The sequence below is a fragment of the Moraxella sp. I5G genome (assembly GCF_055193055.1).
On the sequence record NZ_JBUXLH010000005.1, the window covers coordinates 82,689 to 98,903 of the forward strand.

Annotated in this window: 13 protein-coding genes; 7 read left to right on the top strand and 6 right to left on the bottom strand. The window is 37.2% G+C overall.

Annotated elements, in window-relative coordinates; genetic code table 11:
- Nucleotides 1-262: 262 nt before the first annotated feature.
- From ACZBKJ_RS04150 to ACZBKJ_RS04160, 3 genes are all read left to right on the top strand, one after another.
- Complete coding sequence (locus ACZBKJ_RS04150; RefSeq protein ID WP_463199665.1) at nucleotides 263-958, top strand: NAD-dependent epimerase/dehydratase family protein; 696 nt, start codon at nucleotides 263-265, stop codon at nucleotides 956-958.
- A gap of 86 nt (nucleotides 959-1,044) precedes the next feature.
- Nucleotides 1,045-3,723 carry a DNA gyrase subunit A gene (gyrA, locus tag ACZBKJ_RS04155; protein WP_463199666.1) on the top strand — a complete coding sequence of 893 codons (2,679 nt, stop codon included), beginning with the start codon at nucleotides 1,045-1,047 and terminating at the stop codon, nucleotides 3,721-3,723.
- A gap of 163 nt (nucleotides 3,724-3,886) precedes the next feature.
- A complete protein-coding gene (locus ACZBKJ_RS04160; RefSeq protein WP_463199667.1) occupies nucleotides 3,887-4,582 on the top strand; it encodes a glutathione S-transferase in 696 nt (231 codons plus the stop codon).
- 4 nt (nucleotides 4,583-4,586) lie between these two features.
- Here ACZBKJ_RS04160 and dnaG read toward each other — a convergent pair whose 3' ends face one another.
- Both dnaG and ACZBKJ_RS04170 read right to left on the bottom strand, forming a co-directional pair.
- Nucleotides 4,587-6,563, bottom strand: a complete 1,977-nt coding sequence (dnaG, locus tag ACZBKJ_RS04165) for a DNA primase (protein ID WP_463199668.1) — start codon at nucleotides 6,561-6,563, stop codon at nucleotides 4,587-4,589.
- 78 nt (nucleotides 6,564-6,641) lie between these two features.
- The gene (locus ACZBKJ_RS04170; RefSeq protein WP_463199669.1) at nucleotides 6,642-7,715 is read right to left on the bottom strand and encodes an outer membrane protein assembly factor BamD; all 1,074 of its coding nucleotides are present in this window, start codon (nucleotides 7,713-7,715) and stop codon (nucleotides 6,642-6,644) included.
- A 153-nt stretch (nucleotides 7,716-7,868) separates the two neighbouring features.
- Here ACZBKJ_RS04170 and ACZBKJ_RS04175 point away from each other — a divergent pair, with 153 nt between their 5' ends.
- Genes ACZBKJ_RS04175 through ACZBKJ_RS04185 form a run of 3 tightly spaced genes read left to right on the top strand, consistent with a single transcriptional unit; the run spans nucleotide 7,869 to nucleotide 10,078 of the window.
- The gene (locus ACZBKJ_RS04175) at nucleotides 7,869-8,936 is read left to right on the top strand and encodes an RluA family pseudouridine synthase (protein ID WP_463199670.1); all 1,068 of its coding nucleotides are present in this window, start codon (nucleotides 7,869-7,871) and stop codon (nucleotides 8,934-8,936) included.
- A 23-nt stretch (nucleotides 8,937-8,959) separates the two neighbouring features.
- Complete coding sequence (locus ACZBKJ_RS04180; RefSeq protein WP_463199671.1) at nucleotides 8,960-9,760, top strand: purine nucleoside phosphorylase YfiH/LACC1 family protein; 801 nt, start codon at nucleotides 8,960-8,962, stop codon at nucleotides 9,758-9,760.
- A 30-nt stretch (nucleotides 9,761-9,790) separates the two neighbouring features.
- On the top strand, nucleotides 9,791-10,078 hold the full coding sequence (locus ACZBKJ_RS04185) for a YeaC family protein (protein ID WP_463199672.1): 288 nt from the start codon (nucleotides 9,791-9,793) through the stop codon (nucleotides 10,076-10,078).
- A 157-nt stretch (nucleotides 10,079-10,235) separates the two neighbouring features.
- Here the strand turns inward: ACZBKJ_RS04185 and ACZBKJ_RS04190 are convergent, their stop codons facing one another.
- From ACZBKJ_RS04190 to ACZBKJ_RS04205, 4 genes are all read right to left on the bottom strand, one after another.
- A complete protein-coding gene (locus ACZBKJ_RS04190) occupies nucleotides 10,236-11,867 on the bottom strand; it encodes an ABC1 kinase family protein (RefSeq protein ID WP_463199673.1) in 1,632 nt (543 codons plus the stop codon).
- 51 nt (nucleotides 11,868-11,918) lie between these two features.
- The gene (locus ACZBKJ_RS04195) at nucleotides 11,919-12,380 is read right to left on the bottom strand and encodes a hypothetical protein (RefSeq protein WP_463199674.1); all 462 of its coding nucleotides are present in this window, start codon (nucleotides 12,378-12,380) and stop codon (nucleotides 11,919-11,921) included.
- 1 nt (nucleotide 12,381) lies between these two features.
- Nucleotides 12,382-13,284, bottom strand: a complete 903-nt coding sequence (ubiE, locus tag ACZBKJ_RS04200) for a bifunctional demethylmenaquinone methyltransferase/2-methoxy-6-polyprenyl-1,4-benzoquinol methylase UbiE (protein ID WP_463199675.1) — start codon at nucleotides 13,282-13,284, stop codon at nucleotides 12,382-12,384.
- Nucleotides 13,285-13,405: 121 nt separating this feature from the next.
- Nucleotides 13,406-14,317 (bottom strand): LysR substrate-binding domain-containing protein, encoded by a 912-nt coding sequence (locus ACZBKJ_RS04205; protein ID WP_463199716.1) that lies wholly within the window; start codon nucleotides 14,315-14,317, stop codon nucleotides 13,406-13,408.
- Between the two features lie 357 nt (nucleotides 14,318-14,674).
- Between ACZBKJ_RS04205 and ACZBKJ_RS04210 the strand changes: the two genes are divergently transcribed.
- A complete protein-coding gene (locus tag ACZBKJ_RS04210) occupies nucleotides 14,675-16,210 on the top strand; it encodes an AmpG family muropeptide MFS transporter (protein WP_463199676.1) in 1,536 nt (511 codons plus the stop codon).
- The last annotated feature ends 5 nt before the right edge of the window (nucleotides 16,211-16,215 follow it).

Here is a 16,215-nt window from a genome sequence, read left to right on the forward strand (position 1 = left end):
TCCAAAGTTGCCTAGCCAATTACCTAAATTCATTATCTACAACAAGATAAACATTGGCGTGGGTAGAAATTGTCGCTAGTATAATAATTCCGACTAAATAAGTCAAGATTATTTTAATTAAAAATTAATAAACTTAGTGATGATTTTTCTTAAACTATTTTTGCAACTATCAATAGGTTAATTTTTAATCATTATAATACTTAATGAAAAATTTACAGTTTTGCCGTACAATAGGTCAAAATTTGATAATTATTTGATATTTATGCAAAGAAAAGCCATTATTATCGGCGCGACAGGACGCATTGGTCAGGCTTTGGTTCAAGAAATTAGCTCGCTTTATGCTACTGTAACCGTAATTGCTCGTCATGCTCCTAAATTCATCAGCAAAAATATGCTGGTTTATACCGTGCCCGATTTTGATAATTTAGAACAAGTGTTATCGTCTGTTGTTTTGGACGAAAAAACAGACATGTTTTGCTGTTTATCGGGCGAAAAGATGGATAAACAAGACGATGAATATTTATCTAAGGTGTATTTTGATTATCCGTTAAATTTTATCAAAATCTGCCATCAAAAAAATGTCAGACGACTGTTTTTGTTATCAAAAATATCTGGAAAACAAAAAACCATACACGACCGTTTGCATGCAGTATTATCTACCTTTGATTGGCAGTTATGCGCTGTGTTTTTGGTGGATAAAATCACCTTGCCAGATGACTATTCGGTTAAAAATTTAGGTAAAAAAGCAATGCGTTTGTTGCAATCATTTTTACCACATGAAGAACCTTTAACCCCCAAACAAATCGCTGTTTCAATGGCTTTGGTGGCATTTTGGACATTGTATGATGGTCGTTATATTGGTTTATTAAAACCATCATATACTCATACTTATATTTATGAAAATATCAATTACATCAGTCATGAACAGATTTTAAACTTAACAAACAAAAACTTCTAAACTTTCACAGTGTACCAGTTGTATTAATTTATTTGGTTTTATGTTACAATTGGTCGCTTAGCTAAGATAAAAATACAGGAAATTTTATGACTGACAGCATTACCCCCATTGGGATTGTAGATGAGTTAAAACAGTCTTATTTGGATTATGCAATGAGCGTGATTGTCTCTCGAGCATTGCCCGATGTGCGTGATGGGTTAAAACCTGTGCATCGCCGAGTTATGTATGCCATGCACGAGCTGTCAAATGATTATAATAAACCCTATAAAAAATCCGCTCGTGTTGTTGGCGATGTGATTGGTAAATATCATCCCCACGGTGATACCGCAGTATATGACGCCATTGTACGTTTAGCGCAGCCTTTTAGCATGCGTTATATGTTGGTAGATGGGCAAGGCAACTTTGGTTCGGTGGATGGCGACCCACCAGCTGCAATGCGTTACACTGAAGTACGTATGCAAAAATTAACTCAGCAAATGCTTGCTGATTTGGATAAAGATACGGTTGATTGGGAAGACAACTACGATGGCTCTGAAAAAATGCCATCAGTTTTACCTGCTAAAATCCCAAATCTTTTGGTCAATGGTTCAGCGGGGATTGCTGTAGGTATGGCAACCAATATGGCGCCGCATAATTTAGGTGAAGTTATCAATGCATGTTTGGCGTATGTAGACAATCCACAAATTGATAACGAAACACTCATTGGACATATTAGTGGACCAGATTTTCCAACTGGTGGTATTATTTATGGACGCAGTGGTATTTTGGATGCGTATCGAACTGGTAAGGGGCGACTACACATTCGTGGACGTTACCATATTGAATCTATGGAAGGTAATAACAAAGACCGTCAGCGAATTATTTTTACCCAAATTCCTTATCAAGTCAATAAAGCTAAATTAATTGAACAAATTGCCCAACTGGCTAATGATAAAAAATTAGAGGGCATCAGCGCCATTCGTGATGAGTCAGACAAAGAAGGCATGCGCATTGCCATTGACTTAAAACGTGGTGAAAACAGCGAAGTGATAGTCAATAATTTGTTTAACCAAACCGCCTTAGAGTCTAGTTTTAGTATTAATATGGTGGCACTGGATAGTCGACAGCCTAAGCTTTTGACACTACATGATTTGATTGCTGCATTTATTCGCCATCGTCAAGAAGTGGTTACTCGTCGCACGATTTTTGAACTAAATAAAGCAAAAGTTCGCGGACATTTATTGGAAGGTCTGACCGTTGCCTTGGCAAACATTGATGATATTATCAGCACTATTAAACAATCTGGTAATAAAAATCAAGCCAAAGAAAACTTGCTTAATCGCATTTGGCAATCAGGTGGCGTGGTTGCTATGCTAAAAAATGCAGGAGCAAAGTCAGTGCGTCCTGACATAATTGAAGGTGAAGATTTGAATAATCCATTTGGACTTATTGATGGCGATGCTTGTTATCGCTTATCACCAGAGCAAGTGTCGGCTATTTTGGACATGCAGCTTCATCGTCTAACAGGGTTGGAGCAAGATAAGTTATCAGCAGAATATCAAGAAATCTTGACTGAAATTGCCCGCTTATCATTGATTTTAGCGGATTTTGAAAAATTGATGGCGGTGATTCGAACAGAATTACAGGAAATTTATGATAACTTTGCTGATGAGCGTAAAACCGATATCGTTGATTCACGTCATGATTTTAGTCGAGAGGATTTGATTCCAGAGCAAACCGTTGTTCTGACCGTTTCTCGTACAGGCTATGCCAAAACTCAGCCTATCAGTGATTATCAGGCTCAAAAGCGCGGCGGCAAAGGTCGTTCAGCAACTAGTATGAAAGAAGACGATGTCATTGAACATTTGTTGGTCTTGAATACCCATTCAACGGTGATGTGTTTTACCAATACTGGACGTGTATTTGGGTTGCGCGGTTTTGAAGTCCCAATTGCCAGTCGTGGCTCTAAAGGACGCCCTTTGGTGAATCTGATTAATTTGGAAGCAGGTGAAAACGTAACTGCGATTTTACCTGTTGAGAGTTTAAAAGATGACAGCAAGTTTGTATTTTTTGCTACCGCGGGTGGCACAGTAAAACGCGTGGCATTATCACAATTTGCTAATTTGCGCAGTCAAGGCTTGCGTGCAATTGATTTGATGGAAGGCGACAGTTTGGTTGGTGTAGCAATTACCGACGGCAGTCAAGAAATCATGTTATTTAGCAACGAAGGCAAAGCCATCCGCTTTAAAGAAGATAATATTCGTTCAATGGGACGCACGGCAAAAGGTGTGCGTGGTATGCGAGTCAATCTTTTAAGTGTTAATGACGAAGAACTTGATGATGATGTTGATTCCACCGATGACAACGATGGCGACAGTTTTGCGGTCAGCAAGGTAGTTTCTTTGGTGGTGGTGCCAGATTCAGGCGAGATTTTGTGTGCTTGTGAAAATGGTTTTGGTAAGCGTACACCAATTAGCGATTATCCTGTTAAGGGTCGTGGCGGTAAGGGAGTGATTGCTATCAAAACATCAGAGCGTAATGGTCAGCTTGTTAAAGCGGTACCAGTCATTGGTGAGGAAGATGTGATTTTGATTTCCGACAAAGGCACGCTTGTGCGTACGCCAGTTGCTCAAATCGCCACTACAGGACGTAATGCTCAAGGTGTTAAATTGATTCGCATTGCTGAAGAAGAAACGCTTGTAGGTATGGCGTGTGTCGAACATGAGGAAATTGAAGATATCACTGAAGATTCTAAAGAAATTCCATCTGACCATAGTGTAGACTGATGGTTTATATTAAATAACCAATAAAAGCCCATTAAGTTGGGCTTTTTTATTACAGATTATTTAAGATATTGAATCTTGTTCACAAATTGTATAAAATAGAAAAAATATAGATATTTATATTAAAAAAACATTACAATTATTGCATTTATATTAAGGTTTTATGATGGTAACACTGCATCATTTAAGTAATTCTCGTTCCTTTAGAGTGCTTTGGCTGCTTGAAGAGTTGGCTTGGGTCTATGATGTGAATTACCAGTTAATTACACATCAGCGTACTCAAAATTATTTAGCGCCTGATGAACTAAAACAAATTCACCCAATGGGCAAGGCACCGATTTTGATTGATGGTGAAAAAGTATTGGCGGAGTCGGGATTTATTTTAGAATATTTATTAAAAAAATACGATGTTAATCATGAGTTTAAGCCAACTGATGAAGATGGTTGGGAACTTTTTACTTTTTGGCTGCATTTTTCTGAAAGTTCAATGATGCCGCCTTTAGTTATGCGGTTGGTTATGCAAAAAATCGTAGAAAAATCCCCTTGGTTGATTAAGCCCATTACTAAAGCGATTGCCAAAAAAGTAGAAGATTTGGTCATTGCTGGTAATATCAATCAAAGTTTTGATTTGTTGGAATCGCAATTGTCAAAAACCACTTGGGTAGCAGGCAATAAATTTAGTGCTGCTGATATTCAAACTTATTTTTCTGCTAAAGCTTTGGATTCCCGTGGCGGTTTGGGGGAGCGAAATCACATCAAACAATGGATTTTAGCATGTGAAGAAAGACTTGCTTACAACAGCACTACAGTTAAAGGCGGCAAACTATTTGATGCCAACGATAGTCAAAAATCTGTAAAGTAGATAGTTAATTGGCATATGTGTTTTGTGTAAAATACTCCATTTGTTGTTGTCTTTGATGGTTTTTTAAAATCTCCTGCCGACCTTTATAAACGATTGAAAGTAACAGGTTATTTTTACTGGTCTTTTGTTCTTCTTCTAAAATTTGAATGATTTGATTGCATAAGACTTCATGGATGCCCAAATCAACCTGAGGTTTATCTGAGTTTACCTTAAAAAACTCATACCACAATTTAGCTATATTCCTTTTAAATTCATTATCAGGTAAAGTCGCAATGATAAAGTGAGCGCGCTGATTGATTTTGTTTGCGTCACAACAATTTTGAGTAAAGTCTATACCGCTAATATAATCACCATACATAGTCAGCATTTTTTTAATATGATTGACTAAATATTGTACATCTTTATCAAAAGCTGTCCAAGTTAGTAAACTTGGAAAACTGATGCCTTGCTCGCTCAGCCTTTGTTTAGCTTTTTGAATGCTGATATTGGTTTGCTCAGATTGTTGAATTTGTTGATTAAATTTTTCTAAAGGGTCTTGTTTTAGAATGTAAGGCGCATATAAGATATAACGGCATAAATCCAGCTCATTACTATTATCAAAAGCCTCATATTCAATTTGTTCAAATTTTGTTTGGCGAAAAGAAGGCGCATTTTTGGTGTATAATTTATTGTAAATATCACGTTTTAACAACCCTTTAAAATTACCATTGGGTAATTTTTCAATAAATTCGTTAGCTTTGCTAATAATTTTGGTTTTTGCTTCAGGGGTGTTGGTACCGAATTCTTGAGTTAAAATATCATAAATATAAATGGAAGCTTCTTTTGCATTGTCGATTTTCTCCTGCATCGCTTGTTTACCAAATTTTTTAATAAAAGAATCTGGGTCTTCAGGAATGGGTAGGGTGATAAATTCGATGTGTTTATTATCGTACAGCAAAGGCGCAGCAGTTAATAGGGCTTTCCAAGATGCGTTTTTGCCCGCGACATCACCGTCAAAACAAAATTTTAAGGTATCATGAAAACGCAATAAAAAGGCGATTTGCCGTTCTCCAAGTGCTGTCCCCATTGAGGCAACTGCGCCAAAAATCCCTGCTTGATATAAGGCGATGACATCCATATAGCCTTCAACGACCAAAAATTCTTTAGCACGCGCTTCTCTGGCTTCATAAAAACCATAAATGAGTTCTTGTTTATGAAAAATATCTGAATCACTAGAATTAATGTATTTAGGTTTGTCATTGTCATTCAATGCCCTGCCAGAAAAACCGACAATTTGACCGCGATGATTTTTGATGGGAAAAATGACTCGATTGCGAAAAAAATCGTAAACTCCATTTTTGCCGCCTTCTTTTACCAGTCCTAGTCTTTTTAAACCTTCTAAATCTTCAGCAAATACGTTACTTAAATGATGCCAATCATTGGGGGCGTATCCTAACTCAAACTTGGCAATCACTTCTTCGCTTAATCCTCGTGATAAAAAATACTGTTTGGCAGAAGGGGTTTGATTGAGTGTGTATTGGTAATATTTGGCAACCTTGACCAGTAAAAGATACAAATCACCTTCTTGAGCTTCTTCAGGGGTTTGATGGATAGAATTTTTTGTTGTTTGTATTAGAGTCTGCTCTTGTTGAGCGATATTGGTTTTTGGTGGAAGTTTTTTATAGCTGGTTTTAATGCTAGGTTCATCAGTTTTGGGTAATAAGATGCCAGTTTGGGCTGATAGTGTTTGCATGGCATCTTCAAAGGTTAAGTTTTCATAATCGCATAAAAAATCAATTACATTGCCTTTGGCGTGACAACCAAAACAGTAATAAACGTTTTTTTGCGGATTAACCGAAAACGATGGAGTTTTTTCTTTATGAAAGGGGCAACAGCCTTTAAATTCACCGCCAGAGGATTTTAGTTTGACGTGTTTGCCAATGATGCTAACAATATCGGCTTTGTCGGTAATACGGTCTATTAATTCTCTAGAGTATTTCACAAAAATTCCTTAATGGTTAAAAAAGACTCAAAAATAATATTATTTTTGAGTCAAAAATCATCATTAGCTAAACATCAATCATGGGGTATTGATGTGACCTGCTTTGCTGACATCTTCAGGGAGACCTAAGCCGATATGACGCTGACGCTGCGGTTTTTCGGCAGGCTTGATAATTTCTTCTTCGCTGATGGTTGGAAGTTTTAGATTGCTGGCGTTTTTGATGATTTGGGTGTAGGTTTCGCCCGTGTAATCACTCTGGTGATTTTGGGTGTCCTTGACGCGTCCAAACTTTCCAAAGGTTAAGGTGGAAATCATGCGTTTACCATAAGATAAAGCGCCATTATCCACTTTAACACTACCATTGGCATTCAAATATTGTGGATAATTGATTTTTAGTAATGTTTTGTACTGATTAGCAGTTTCAGTTAAGCCTAATTTTTCGTTACTGTATGCCAAAATAGAAATTGCTTCTGGTACAGAATCAGACTGTGGGTAATATTGAAACACCCATTTGGCGCGGTTAGCAGCAGCAACATAGGCATCACGTTTAACATACCAGCGGGCGGCGTTTAGTTCATGATGAGCAAAATTGTTGTACAATGCAACCATGCGCTGGGCAGCATCAGGGGCATATATACTATTTGGATATTGTTTAACCAAATTTGAAAAATCATTAAACGCCAATCGCAAATAAGAAATATCTCGGTCAGATTGGTCTAGTTTAAACAATCGAGATGCTTTAGGGGAACCATCCATATTAGTAACACCTTGAACATATAAAGCATAGTCAATGTGTTTACTGTGAGGGTATGAACGGATAAATTCAGCAGTGCTGTTGGTAACAGCTTCATATTCTTTAGCGTTGTATTGTGCATAAATTAAATCCAACAAAGATTGTTGGGCGTATGCACCTGTTGGGTAAAAGGTGCGAATGTTATTTAAGGCGGTTATCGCTTCCCGATTTCGTCCCTTATCCAGAGCTCTTTGAGCATCTTGATAATAACCTGCTTCGCTTTTTTCAGCGGTTGCAATCACTGCTTTATCTTTTTTAACCATGCCCTTGACACCAGAACACCCCGTAAGAATCACACAGCCTGTCAATAAAGCAGTAATGGTTGTGTTGGTAAGGTAAGCAGTTTTGGCTTTGGTCATAAAAAATCCTAATCATCATTTTGTTAGAAGTGGTTAGTTTACCATAAAATTTTATTAAAAAAACGTCTTTTGTTTAGGTGATTTGATAGGCGTGCTTTTGTGAATAAGATAAAAATGCTAAAATGAAGCAATCAAAAGATTTTAAGATGATTTATGATCAATATACAAGATTGTTTAACAAAACACCAAGACTCAGTACTGTATAACAGCAAAACTATGGATGAAGTTGGTTTTGATAATGAAATAACAGAAGATGAACTTGATGATTTATCAGCAGAATTGGTGAATTTAACGTATCAAGTTACTCAAGAAGACATTGCCAAGCGACTGGATAAATTGGCTAGCGATGTGTTTTCACAGTTTTCGCGTTCTCAAATCCAAGAATGGATAAAAAATGGTGAATTATTAGTCAATAATTGCAATCAAAAAAGTCGATATTTGGTAAAATTAGATGATGTTTTAACCTTAAAAACCCAAATGCAGCATCACGGCACAGATTGTCCCGAAAATATTGCTTTGGATGTTATTTATCAAGACGACGATGTGATTGTGATAAATAAACCTGCTGGACTGGTGGTGCATCCAGGAGCGGGTAATTGGACGGGTACTTTAGTCAATGCTTTATTGTATCATTTTCCGGGTCAGGCTCGTTTGCCACGAGCAGGATTGGTGCATCGTATTGATAAAGATACAACCGGGCTTTTGGTGGTTGCTCGTACCAAAACGGCGCAATTGGATTTAATGAATCAGCTAAAAGACAAGTCAGTTTATCGATTGTATCAATGTTTAGTTTTAGGCATGCCTAGCGAAATTTTAACCCATAAAATCATTAATTTGCCAATTGCTCGCCATCCAAAACTGCGTACACAAATGAGCATTCGCCAAACAGGAAAGTCAGCCATCACTCACATTGATAAAGCAGTAGAGATAGCACACGGCATTAGTTTGGTGGACGTGTCATTGCAAACAGGACGTACTCATCAGATTCGTGTTCATATGTCCCATATTGGCTATCCTTTGATTGGTGATAAAGTTTATGGCAAAACGCTAAAAGGTAAAATACCTTTAGACATTCGTGCAGTATTACAAAATTTTCCTCGGCAAGCCTTGCATGCTCACACCTTAGGATTTATTCACCCAAAAACACAACAACAAGTAACGTTTCACGCACCCTTGCCTGATGATATCAAGATTCTAATTCATCAATTGCAAGAAATGTAACTGCTGGTTATTTAAGGATTTTTATGAATAATTTACAAAATGGAATAAAAATTTTATATCAAAATTCACATATTTTGATTGTTCAGACAGGTGCAGGTGTGTTTAATAAATTTGCTCAAGATGATTTGTATGGGCAGTTTAATTTAGGACTTCATGTTGGCGACAAACCTGAATGTGTATTAAAAAATCGCGCGGATTTATTAAGCAGTTTAAGACAACTAACGCATCAAAAAACCCAATCCATTTTTTGGCTAAATCAGGTTCATGGTAATCGTGTCTTAGATACAAAGAGTGATTTTTTTACCAGCAATCAAGATGCTGACGCTTTGGTTAGTTATCAAAAATATCAGGCTCTTGCAATCATGACTGCCGATTGTGTGCCAATTGCAATATTTGATGATAAAGATGGTATTGCTTGCATTCATGCGGGCTGGCAGGGTCTGACAAATGGCATTATTAAAAAAACTGCTATAAAATTGCATGGTCAAAAAAAAGCAGTGATAGGAGCATGTATCAGTAAGCAAAATTACGAAATTGATTTAGCACTGGCTGATAGAATTGTTAAAAAAGTTATTGAAAATCAATTGGTTGATTTAAATTATGATGCACTATATTCAGCGATTATTCAAAAGCAAAATACAGAAAAATGCTATATTGATATTGTCAAATTAACTCATTTGCAGCTGGCGTTTTTATCAATTGAATGTTTATCAGATAAAATTGCTTGCAGTTACGATAAAACTGATTTATATTCCTACCGCGCCCAAACTCATGCAAAAAAAATTGCAACAGGGCGCATGGCAACGGTAATTGTTCGTTATTAATTTGGTTATTGATTAAAAAAAGGAAACTTTATGAATAAACACGATATTTTAAACAGTTTAAACCCTGAAATTATTGCTAAATTCCGTACGGCAATTGAAATTGGGAAATGGGAAAATGGCGAAAAACTTACCACTGAACAACGCGAAACGTGCATGCAGGCAGTAATGATTTGGGAGCATGAATATTTGCCTGTCCATGAACGTACAGGTTATATCTCCAAACCTGTTGATGATAAAGGCAACATTGTTGGTGAAGAATGTGATATAGAGCATCAGCATCACTACCCCAATCTTGAACGACCTGTAAATTTTAAATAAGATTGTATTAAAAAAACTAACATCAATTTTGCTTTGTGATTAGTTGGCTAAGTGGTTAAAACGTTTGATTTTGCCTATAGTTTAATTTGCCTATAGTTTAAAAATATTGGCGTGTCTGATTTGCTGGGTTAAAATACCTCAAATATTGATTTTGGGCTTATCTAAGCACTCGCCATATGATAAAAGTCAGTCCAATTAAATAAAATAACAAACTTGCCCACCATGTTGATACCGTTAGACCAAGAGCAATGCACGTTAAAAAACCAGAAGCTGCTATCCAATCGTGACGCTTATTGTTTAAAAAATCAGCTCGCAAGGCTTGTATTTCACGTAAAAGATTGTCCTGACTGGCACCTAACGTCGCCATTGATTGCATGCCCTGATTAAAAAGTTTGGGCATTTCGGCGGTGGCGATTAATAGTTCGGGTAATTTATCTTTGATGTCATTCATATTTTTGATGGGGTCTAGCTGCTGTTTGACCCAAGCGGTCAAAATTGGTTTGGCAAGAGACCAAATATCCAATTCTGGATACAATTCACGCCCTAAACCTTCCACATGAACCAGTGTTTTTAATAAGAGCATTAATTGTGGTGGAATGCTCATATGGTGACGGCGTGCAATATTTAAAATTTCAAATAAAATTCCTGCAAAATCCAGTTCACTCATTGGTTTTGATACCATGGGACTGACCGTACGCGCCATATCATGAATTAAAGCGTGCTTGTCAGTTGATGGTGGAATCCAGCCTGCTGCTGCAATAATATCCACCAGTATTGAGTAATTACCATTCATCACCGATAGTAGCATACGCGCAACAATTAATTGGTCATCTTTAGAGAGTGCGCCCATAATCGCACAATCAAGCCCTAAATAACGTGGGTTTTCTACCGGCGCACCATTGGGTAATGTTTCTACAAAAATATTACCAGGGTGCATATCAGCATGAAAAAAATTATCTCGAAATACTTGGGTAAAAAAGATAGTTAAACCATTTTTAGCAAGCACTGCACGGTCATATCCTAATTTATCAAATACGTGCGTTTGGGAAATGGGAATGCCACTAATGCGTTCAGAAACCATGACCGATTTGCTTGATAGATAAACTTCAGGCACATAAATCAGCTTTGAATCTAAAAAGTTTTGCCGCATTTTGGTGGCATTGGCGGCTTCTAGTGTTAAATCCAGCTCATTGAGCATGATTTGTCGATAATCTTCAACAATATCAATTAGATGAATAGCACGAGCTGCCTCAAGTCGCGCCGAAACCCAGCTAGCAAGTTCTCTTAAAAGCTCAAAGTCGGCAATAATTCCCGCCTTGAGATTGGGGCGCACAACTTTAACCACCACTTCACGCCCATCAAAAAATCGCGCAGTATGCACCTGAGCAATGCTGGCAGCTGCTAGTGGTACTTCATCAAATCTTTCAAACAATTGTTTGGTGGTTTGCCCTAATCCTGTTGTTTGATTGGCAATTTGAGCTTTGGCGATGGCAACATCAAAAGGGGCAACTTTGTCTTGCAAAAGCGACAATTGTTCAATGATTTTGGGTGGCAACAAATCTGAACGGGTTGATAGTAATTGACCCAGCTTTAAAAACAGTGTTCCCATCTCTTCTAGGGCAAGTTTTACACCCAAAGGATTGTGTTTCTTACCAAAGCTAGCAGGATGACTTCTGATTAATCGTGCGATTGGCGCAAGTTCAGCAACGTCTGAAAAATGAGTGTCCAAACGATGCTTAGCAGCAATACGATACAAATGAAATAAACGGCGACGATGGGAAATTAGCATATAAAATATCAGTTTACGGTTAGGATTTTATTGCTTAGACTGGCTGGTTCATTAGCGAATTTTAGATAATTTGTCAAAATAAACCGATTTTATCCATTCACCAAAAGCTCCAAATGATTGCCAAAACGTCTGATTTTGTGTGGTTAAAATAGGTATAGCATCGGCAATTAATGCTTGCATATGCTGCCAGACAACATCATCACCACTGAGATTGACCATTTGATAAGGATTTTTTAGCAGTTGTAACAAATCTTTGCCGTTAGCAAAACTTACAATACAATCTGGAAAAACCATAAAATCGTTGGTTGTTTGTTCAAAAATAGGCTCATAAACAGGCAAAAAACGCACAGATTGTTCACAAAAGCGCACATCTAGGGTAATTTCAGGCATACCTAAACTGATGCGAATCGTCTTATCAATCAATGCCAAATGATGGTGATTATCAATCAAATCTTTGGCAAGAAGTGCATTAATAAGACGTTCTGCACCTAGTAAAATCAGTGTAATCAACATATCAAGATTTTACATAAGGTTTAAAACCGCGATGAACCGCAACAATGCCTCCTGTTAAATTATGATAATCACAATTGGTAAATCCAGCTGTTTCCATCATTTGCTTTAATGTGGTTTGGTCAGGATGCATACGGATGCTTTCAGCAAGATATTGATAACTGTCCGCATCGTTTGCAACAATTTTTCCCATCAGTGGTAAAGCGGTGAATGAATAAAGGTCATAGGCTTTGGATAGCGGCTCAAATACGGGTTTAGAAAATTCTAAAATTAACAAGCGACCGCCTGGTTTTAATACCCGAAACATGGCTTCTAATGCTTTGTCTTTATCAGTAACATTACGCAATCCAAAACTGATGGTAACCAAATCAAAAGAATTGTCTGCAAATGGTTCTAAAGTTTCAGCATTGGCAAGGATAAAATCCACATTATTACAACCAGCATTAATTAGGCGCTCACGTCCCACTTCCAACATGGCTTCATTAATATCAGACAATACAACTCGTCCAGTGCGTCCAACTTCTTTGCTAAATACTTTGGCAAGGTCGCCTGTCCCGCCTGCAATATCCAAAACATGTTGTCCTGTACTAACTCCAGACATATTGATGGCAAAGCGCTTCCAAAGTCTGTGAATGCCAAAACTCATCAAATCATTCATAATATCGTATTTTTTGGCAACCGATGTAAATACTGCAGCAACTTTGGCTTGTTTATCAGCTTTTTTAACCGTTTGATAGCCAAAATGGGTGGTTTCATCAGTATTCGTTTGATTTGTTGATGGGTCGGCACTCTCACCTTGTGGGACTTGTCCCTTGGCTTGCCCTTGGGGGGTTCCTGTGGGTAAAATATTGGGGTTGTGAAATTCTTTATTGTTGTCAGAATTATTGTTTGAAGTTTGGTTCGTCATAAAATACCTTTTTTTACATATCAGATATAAAAATATAAAATATAAAAACACGCTTATCATACTACAAATAGGCGTGTTTTTGGGAAAATTTTAGAATAAAATCGGGATAAAAAAATAAAGATTATGATTTAATTTGACGAAATTGGTTTTGGCATAATTTAATAAATTCATGACCAAATTTTCGAATATCGCTATCATCACGCACAGCAATCCAGCTGGTAAATCGTCCAAAGTGAGTAATAGGAATGGCAACCAAATCAGGATAATGAATTGGTTCATATGCCATTTGGGCTACAATACCCACACCAAGACCTGCTGAAACATAAGTGCTAATCACGTCTGAATCAAGTGCCGCCAATACCACATCAGGTGTTAAACCGGCTTTACCAAACACTCTATCAATACTACCTCGACCAGTAAATCCGCCATGATAGGTTACCAAAGGGTAGCTGGCAAGTGTTGGTAAGTCAACACCATCAATCACACCTGCTAAGGCCGCCAATTCATGATTTTTAGGAACAATTACTACATGTGACCAGTCATAATAGCGATGGCAACGCAAAACCGCATTATTAAGCAAAGATTCAGTAGCAATGCCAATGTCTGCTTGTCCACGAATTACCATTTGAGCAATGGTTTCAGGGTCAGCTTGCTGTAAAATCAGATTGACTTTATTAAACTTTTGACGAAAAGCCTTGACAATCTCGGGCAAAACGTAACGTGCCTGGGTGTGCGTGGTGGCAACGGTAAGCGTGCCTTCACTGGCGTTATTAAAATCAAGACTTAAATTTTCAATCGTGCGAATTTCAGCAAAAATTGCTTCAATGTGGGGCAGTAGTGATTTGCCAATGGCGGTTAATCCTGTCAAACGCTTTCCTTGTCGAGTAAATACGTCCGCCTTGAGCTGATTTTCTAAAGCGGCGATTTGTTTGGATAGACTGGACTGGCTGGTGTGTAGCAGTGCAGCTGCTTGACTTAGGTTGTAGCCATTAACCACAGTATGCCAAACGGTTTCAAGCTGTTTTAATTGAATTTGTAGGTGTTTTTGGTTAATAATTACGTCAATTGCCATGTTATTTATCCAAACATAAAATAATCAATAGATTCATTATAAAATTACTGATTTAAAAATAAAATGCCAAAAATGAAAAATAATCTTGAATTTTGGAATAAGATTACATCAAGATTGGTTTAGAAATTGTTTTAGGATTGTTAAGATTATTGATGAGTGATAAAAAATCAATTGTTAAGGTTAGGTAAATTTTTTGTGTAAATTTAGTTACAATTATTAGAAAATCAGTAAGCCTTGCCCTTTATATTCCGTTAAACGCTTTTTATATGGTTGTTTATAGTCTAAAATGGCAGAATTTTTAAGCAATATTTATTCTTCATGTCAAATTCATCTTCAGTAGATTCTCAAACCAAACAAAATTTTTGGCAAGCTTTTGAACAAGCTTATCTCAATCGTGAAGCACTGTCCCTGTTTTTATTAGGGCTTGGGGCAGGCGTGCCAATTTTATTAATTTTTAGCAGTTTGGGATTGTGGCTGCGAGAAGCGGGTATTGACCGTAGCACAGTAACAATGTTTAGCTGGGCGGCATTAGGTTATTCTTTTAAGTTTATTTGGTCGCCTTTGGTTGAAACTCTAAAAATTCCCATACTGCATCGTTTTGGTAAACGTAAATCATGGCTTTTGTTGTCACAAATCTTGATTATCAGCGCAATCATCATCATGGCAATGACCAATCCGCAAGATAAAAATCTGACTATTATGGCGTTTGGAGCGGTACTTTTGGGATTTTCAGCCGCTACTCAAGACATTGTAATTGACGCTTATCGGATTGAATGCGCCCCCAGCCAAAGGCAAACTGCTTTATCAGCAAGTTATATTGGTGGTTATCGTCTTGGCATGGTCACATCAGGAGCAGGCGCTTTATATCTGGCAGATTATTTTGGCTCAAAAGAAGGGCATTATCATTATTTTGCTTGGCAAAAAACCTATCTAGCAATGGCGTGCGTCATGCTGATTGCAATTATGACAACCCTTTCTTTAAAAGAGCCAATCTCTCAAGCGAAAAATTTAATCCATAATACAAAAGACTCGTTGCGTTTATTATTGGTATTTATTTTATCGATTTTGACATTTATTTTTATTTATCGTTTAATGGGCTCTTTATTGCCTGAAGTTAAAAGTGTTGGGCTGTCTTTTTTATTTGGTTGTATTCAATTTATGACCAGTGCTTTGGCTATGGTGATTTCTGGATATTTGTTCATCGATTTAAATGTTGCTCCTAAAGACATTGTAATGCAGTCTTGGGTCTCCCCAATTACTGATTTTTTTTATCGTTATGGTAAAAAAGCAGGACTGCTTTTAGCTTTAATTGGTTTGTATCGCATTTCAGATATTGTGGCTGGAAATATTTCCAATATTTTTTATCAAGATATTGGTTTTGATAAAACACAGATTGCGCGTGCTGTAAAAATGTGGGGTGTTGTTGCCAGTATTGGCGGTGGTTTTATTGGTGGTTGGGTTGCTCAAAAAATAGGAATTATTAGGGCAATGTTATTGGGTGCAGCGTTGGCTTGTTTAACTAATCTATTATTTATTGTGTTATTTAATACCCCAAATCAATACATGCTTTATATGGCAGTTTTAACGGATAATTTGGCAGCAGGTCTAGCAAGCTCGGTATTTATCGCCTTTTTATCAGCTTTGACATCCATTCAGTTTACCGCAACACAGTATGCTTTATTTTCATCATTAATGACGTTATCGCCTAAATTGCTTGGCGGCTATTCAGGTGCAATTGTGGATGCAACCAGTTATCCTGTATTTTTTACCATTACTTTTATTATTGGCATTCCTGTTTTATACTTGGTTTATCTCGTAGGTAAAAAAATCCCCCTTGAAATAAATAAACCATAAAGGCA

Coding starts and splice junctions, on each gene's coding strand:
- ACZBKJ_RS04150 (WP_463199665.1), top strand. CDS start 263: ATGCAAAGAAAAGCCATTATTATCGGCGCGACAGGACGCATTGGTCAG.
- gyrA (WP_463199666.1), top strand. CDS start 1,045: ATGACTGACAGCATTACCCCCATTGGGATTGTAGATGAGTTAAAACAG.
- ACZBKJ_RS04160 (WP_463199667.1), top strand. CDS start 3,887: ATGGTAACACTGCATCATTTAAGTAATTCTCGTTCCTTTAGAGTGCTT.
- ACZBKJ_RS04170 (WP_463199669.1), bottom strand. CDS start 7,715: ATGACCAAAGCCAAAACTGCTTACCTTACCAACACAACCATTACTGCT.
- ACZBKJ_RS04175 (WP_463199670.1), top strand. CDS start 7,869: ATGATCAATATACAAGATTGTTTAACAAAACACCAAGACTCAGTACTG.
- ACZBKJ_RS04180 (WP_463199671.1), top strand. CDS start 8,960: ATGAATAATTTACAAAATGGAATAAAAATTTTATATCAAAATTCACAT.
- ACZBKJ_RS04185 (WP_463199672.1), top strand. CDS start 9,791: ATGAATAAACACGATATTTTAAACAGTTTAAACCCTGAAATTATTGCT.
- ACZBKJ_RS04190 (WP_463199673.1), bottom strand. CDS start 11,867: ATGCTAATTTCCCATCGTCGCCGTTTATTTCATTTGTATCGTATTGCT.
- ACZBKJ_RS04195 (WP_463199674.1), bottom strand. CDS start 12,380: ATGTTGATTACACTGATTTTACTAGGTGCAGAACGTCTTATTAATGCA.
- ubiE (WP_463199675.1), bottom strand. CDS start 13,284: ATGACGAACCAAACTTCAAACAATAATTCTGACAACAATAAAGAATTT.
- ACZBKJ_RS04210 (WP_463199676.1), top strand. CDS start 14,675: ATGTCAAATTCATCTTCAGTAGATTCTCAAACCAAACAAAATTTTTGG.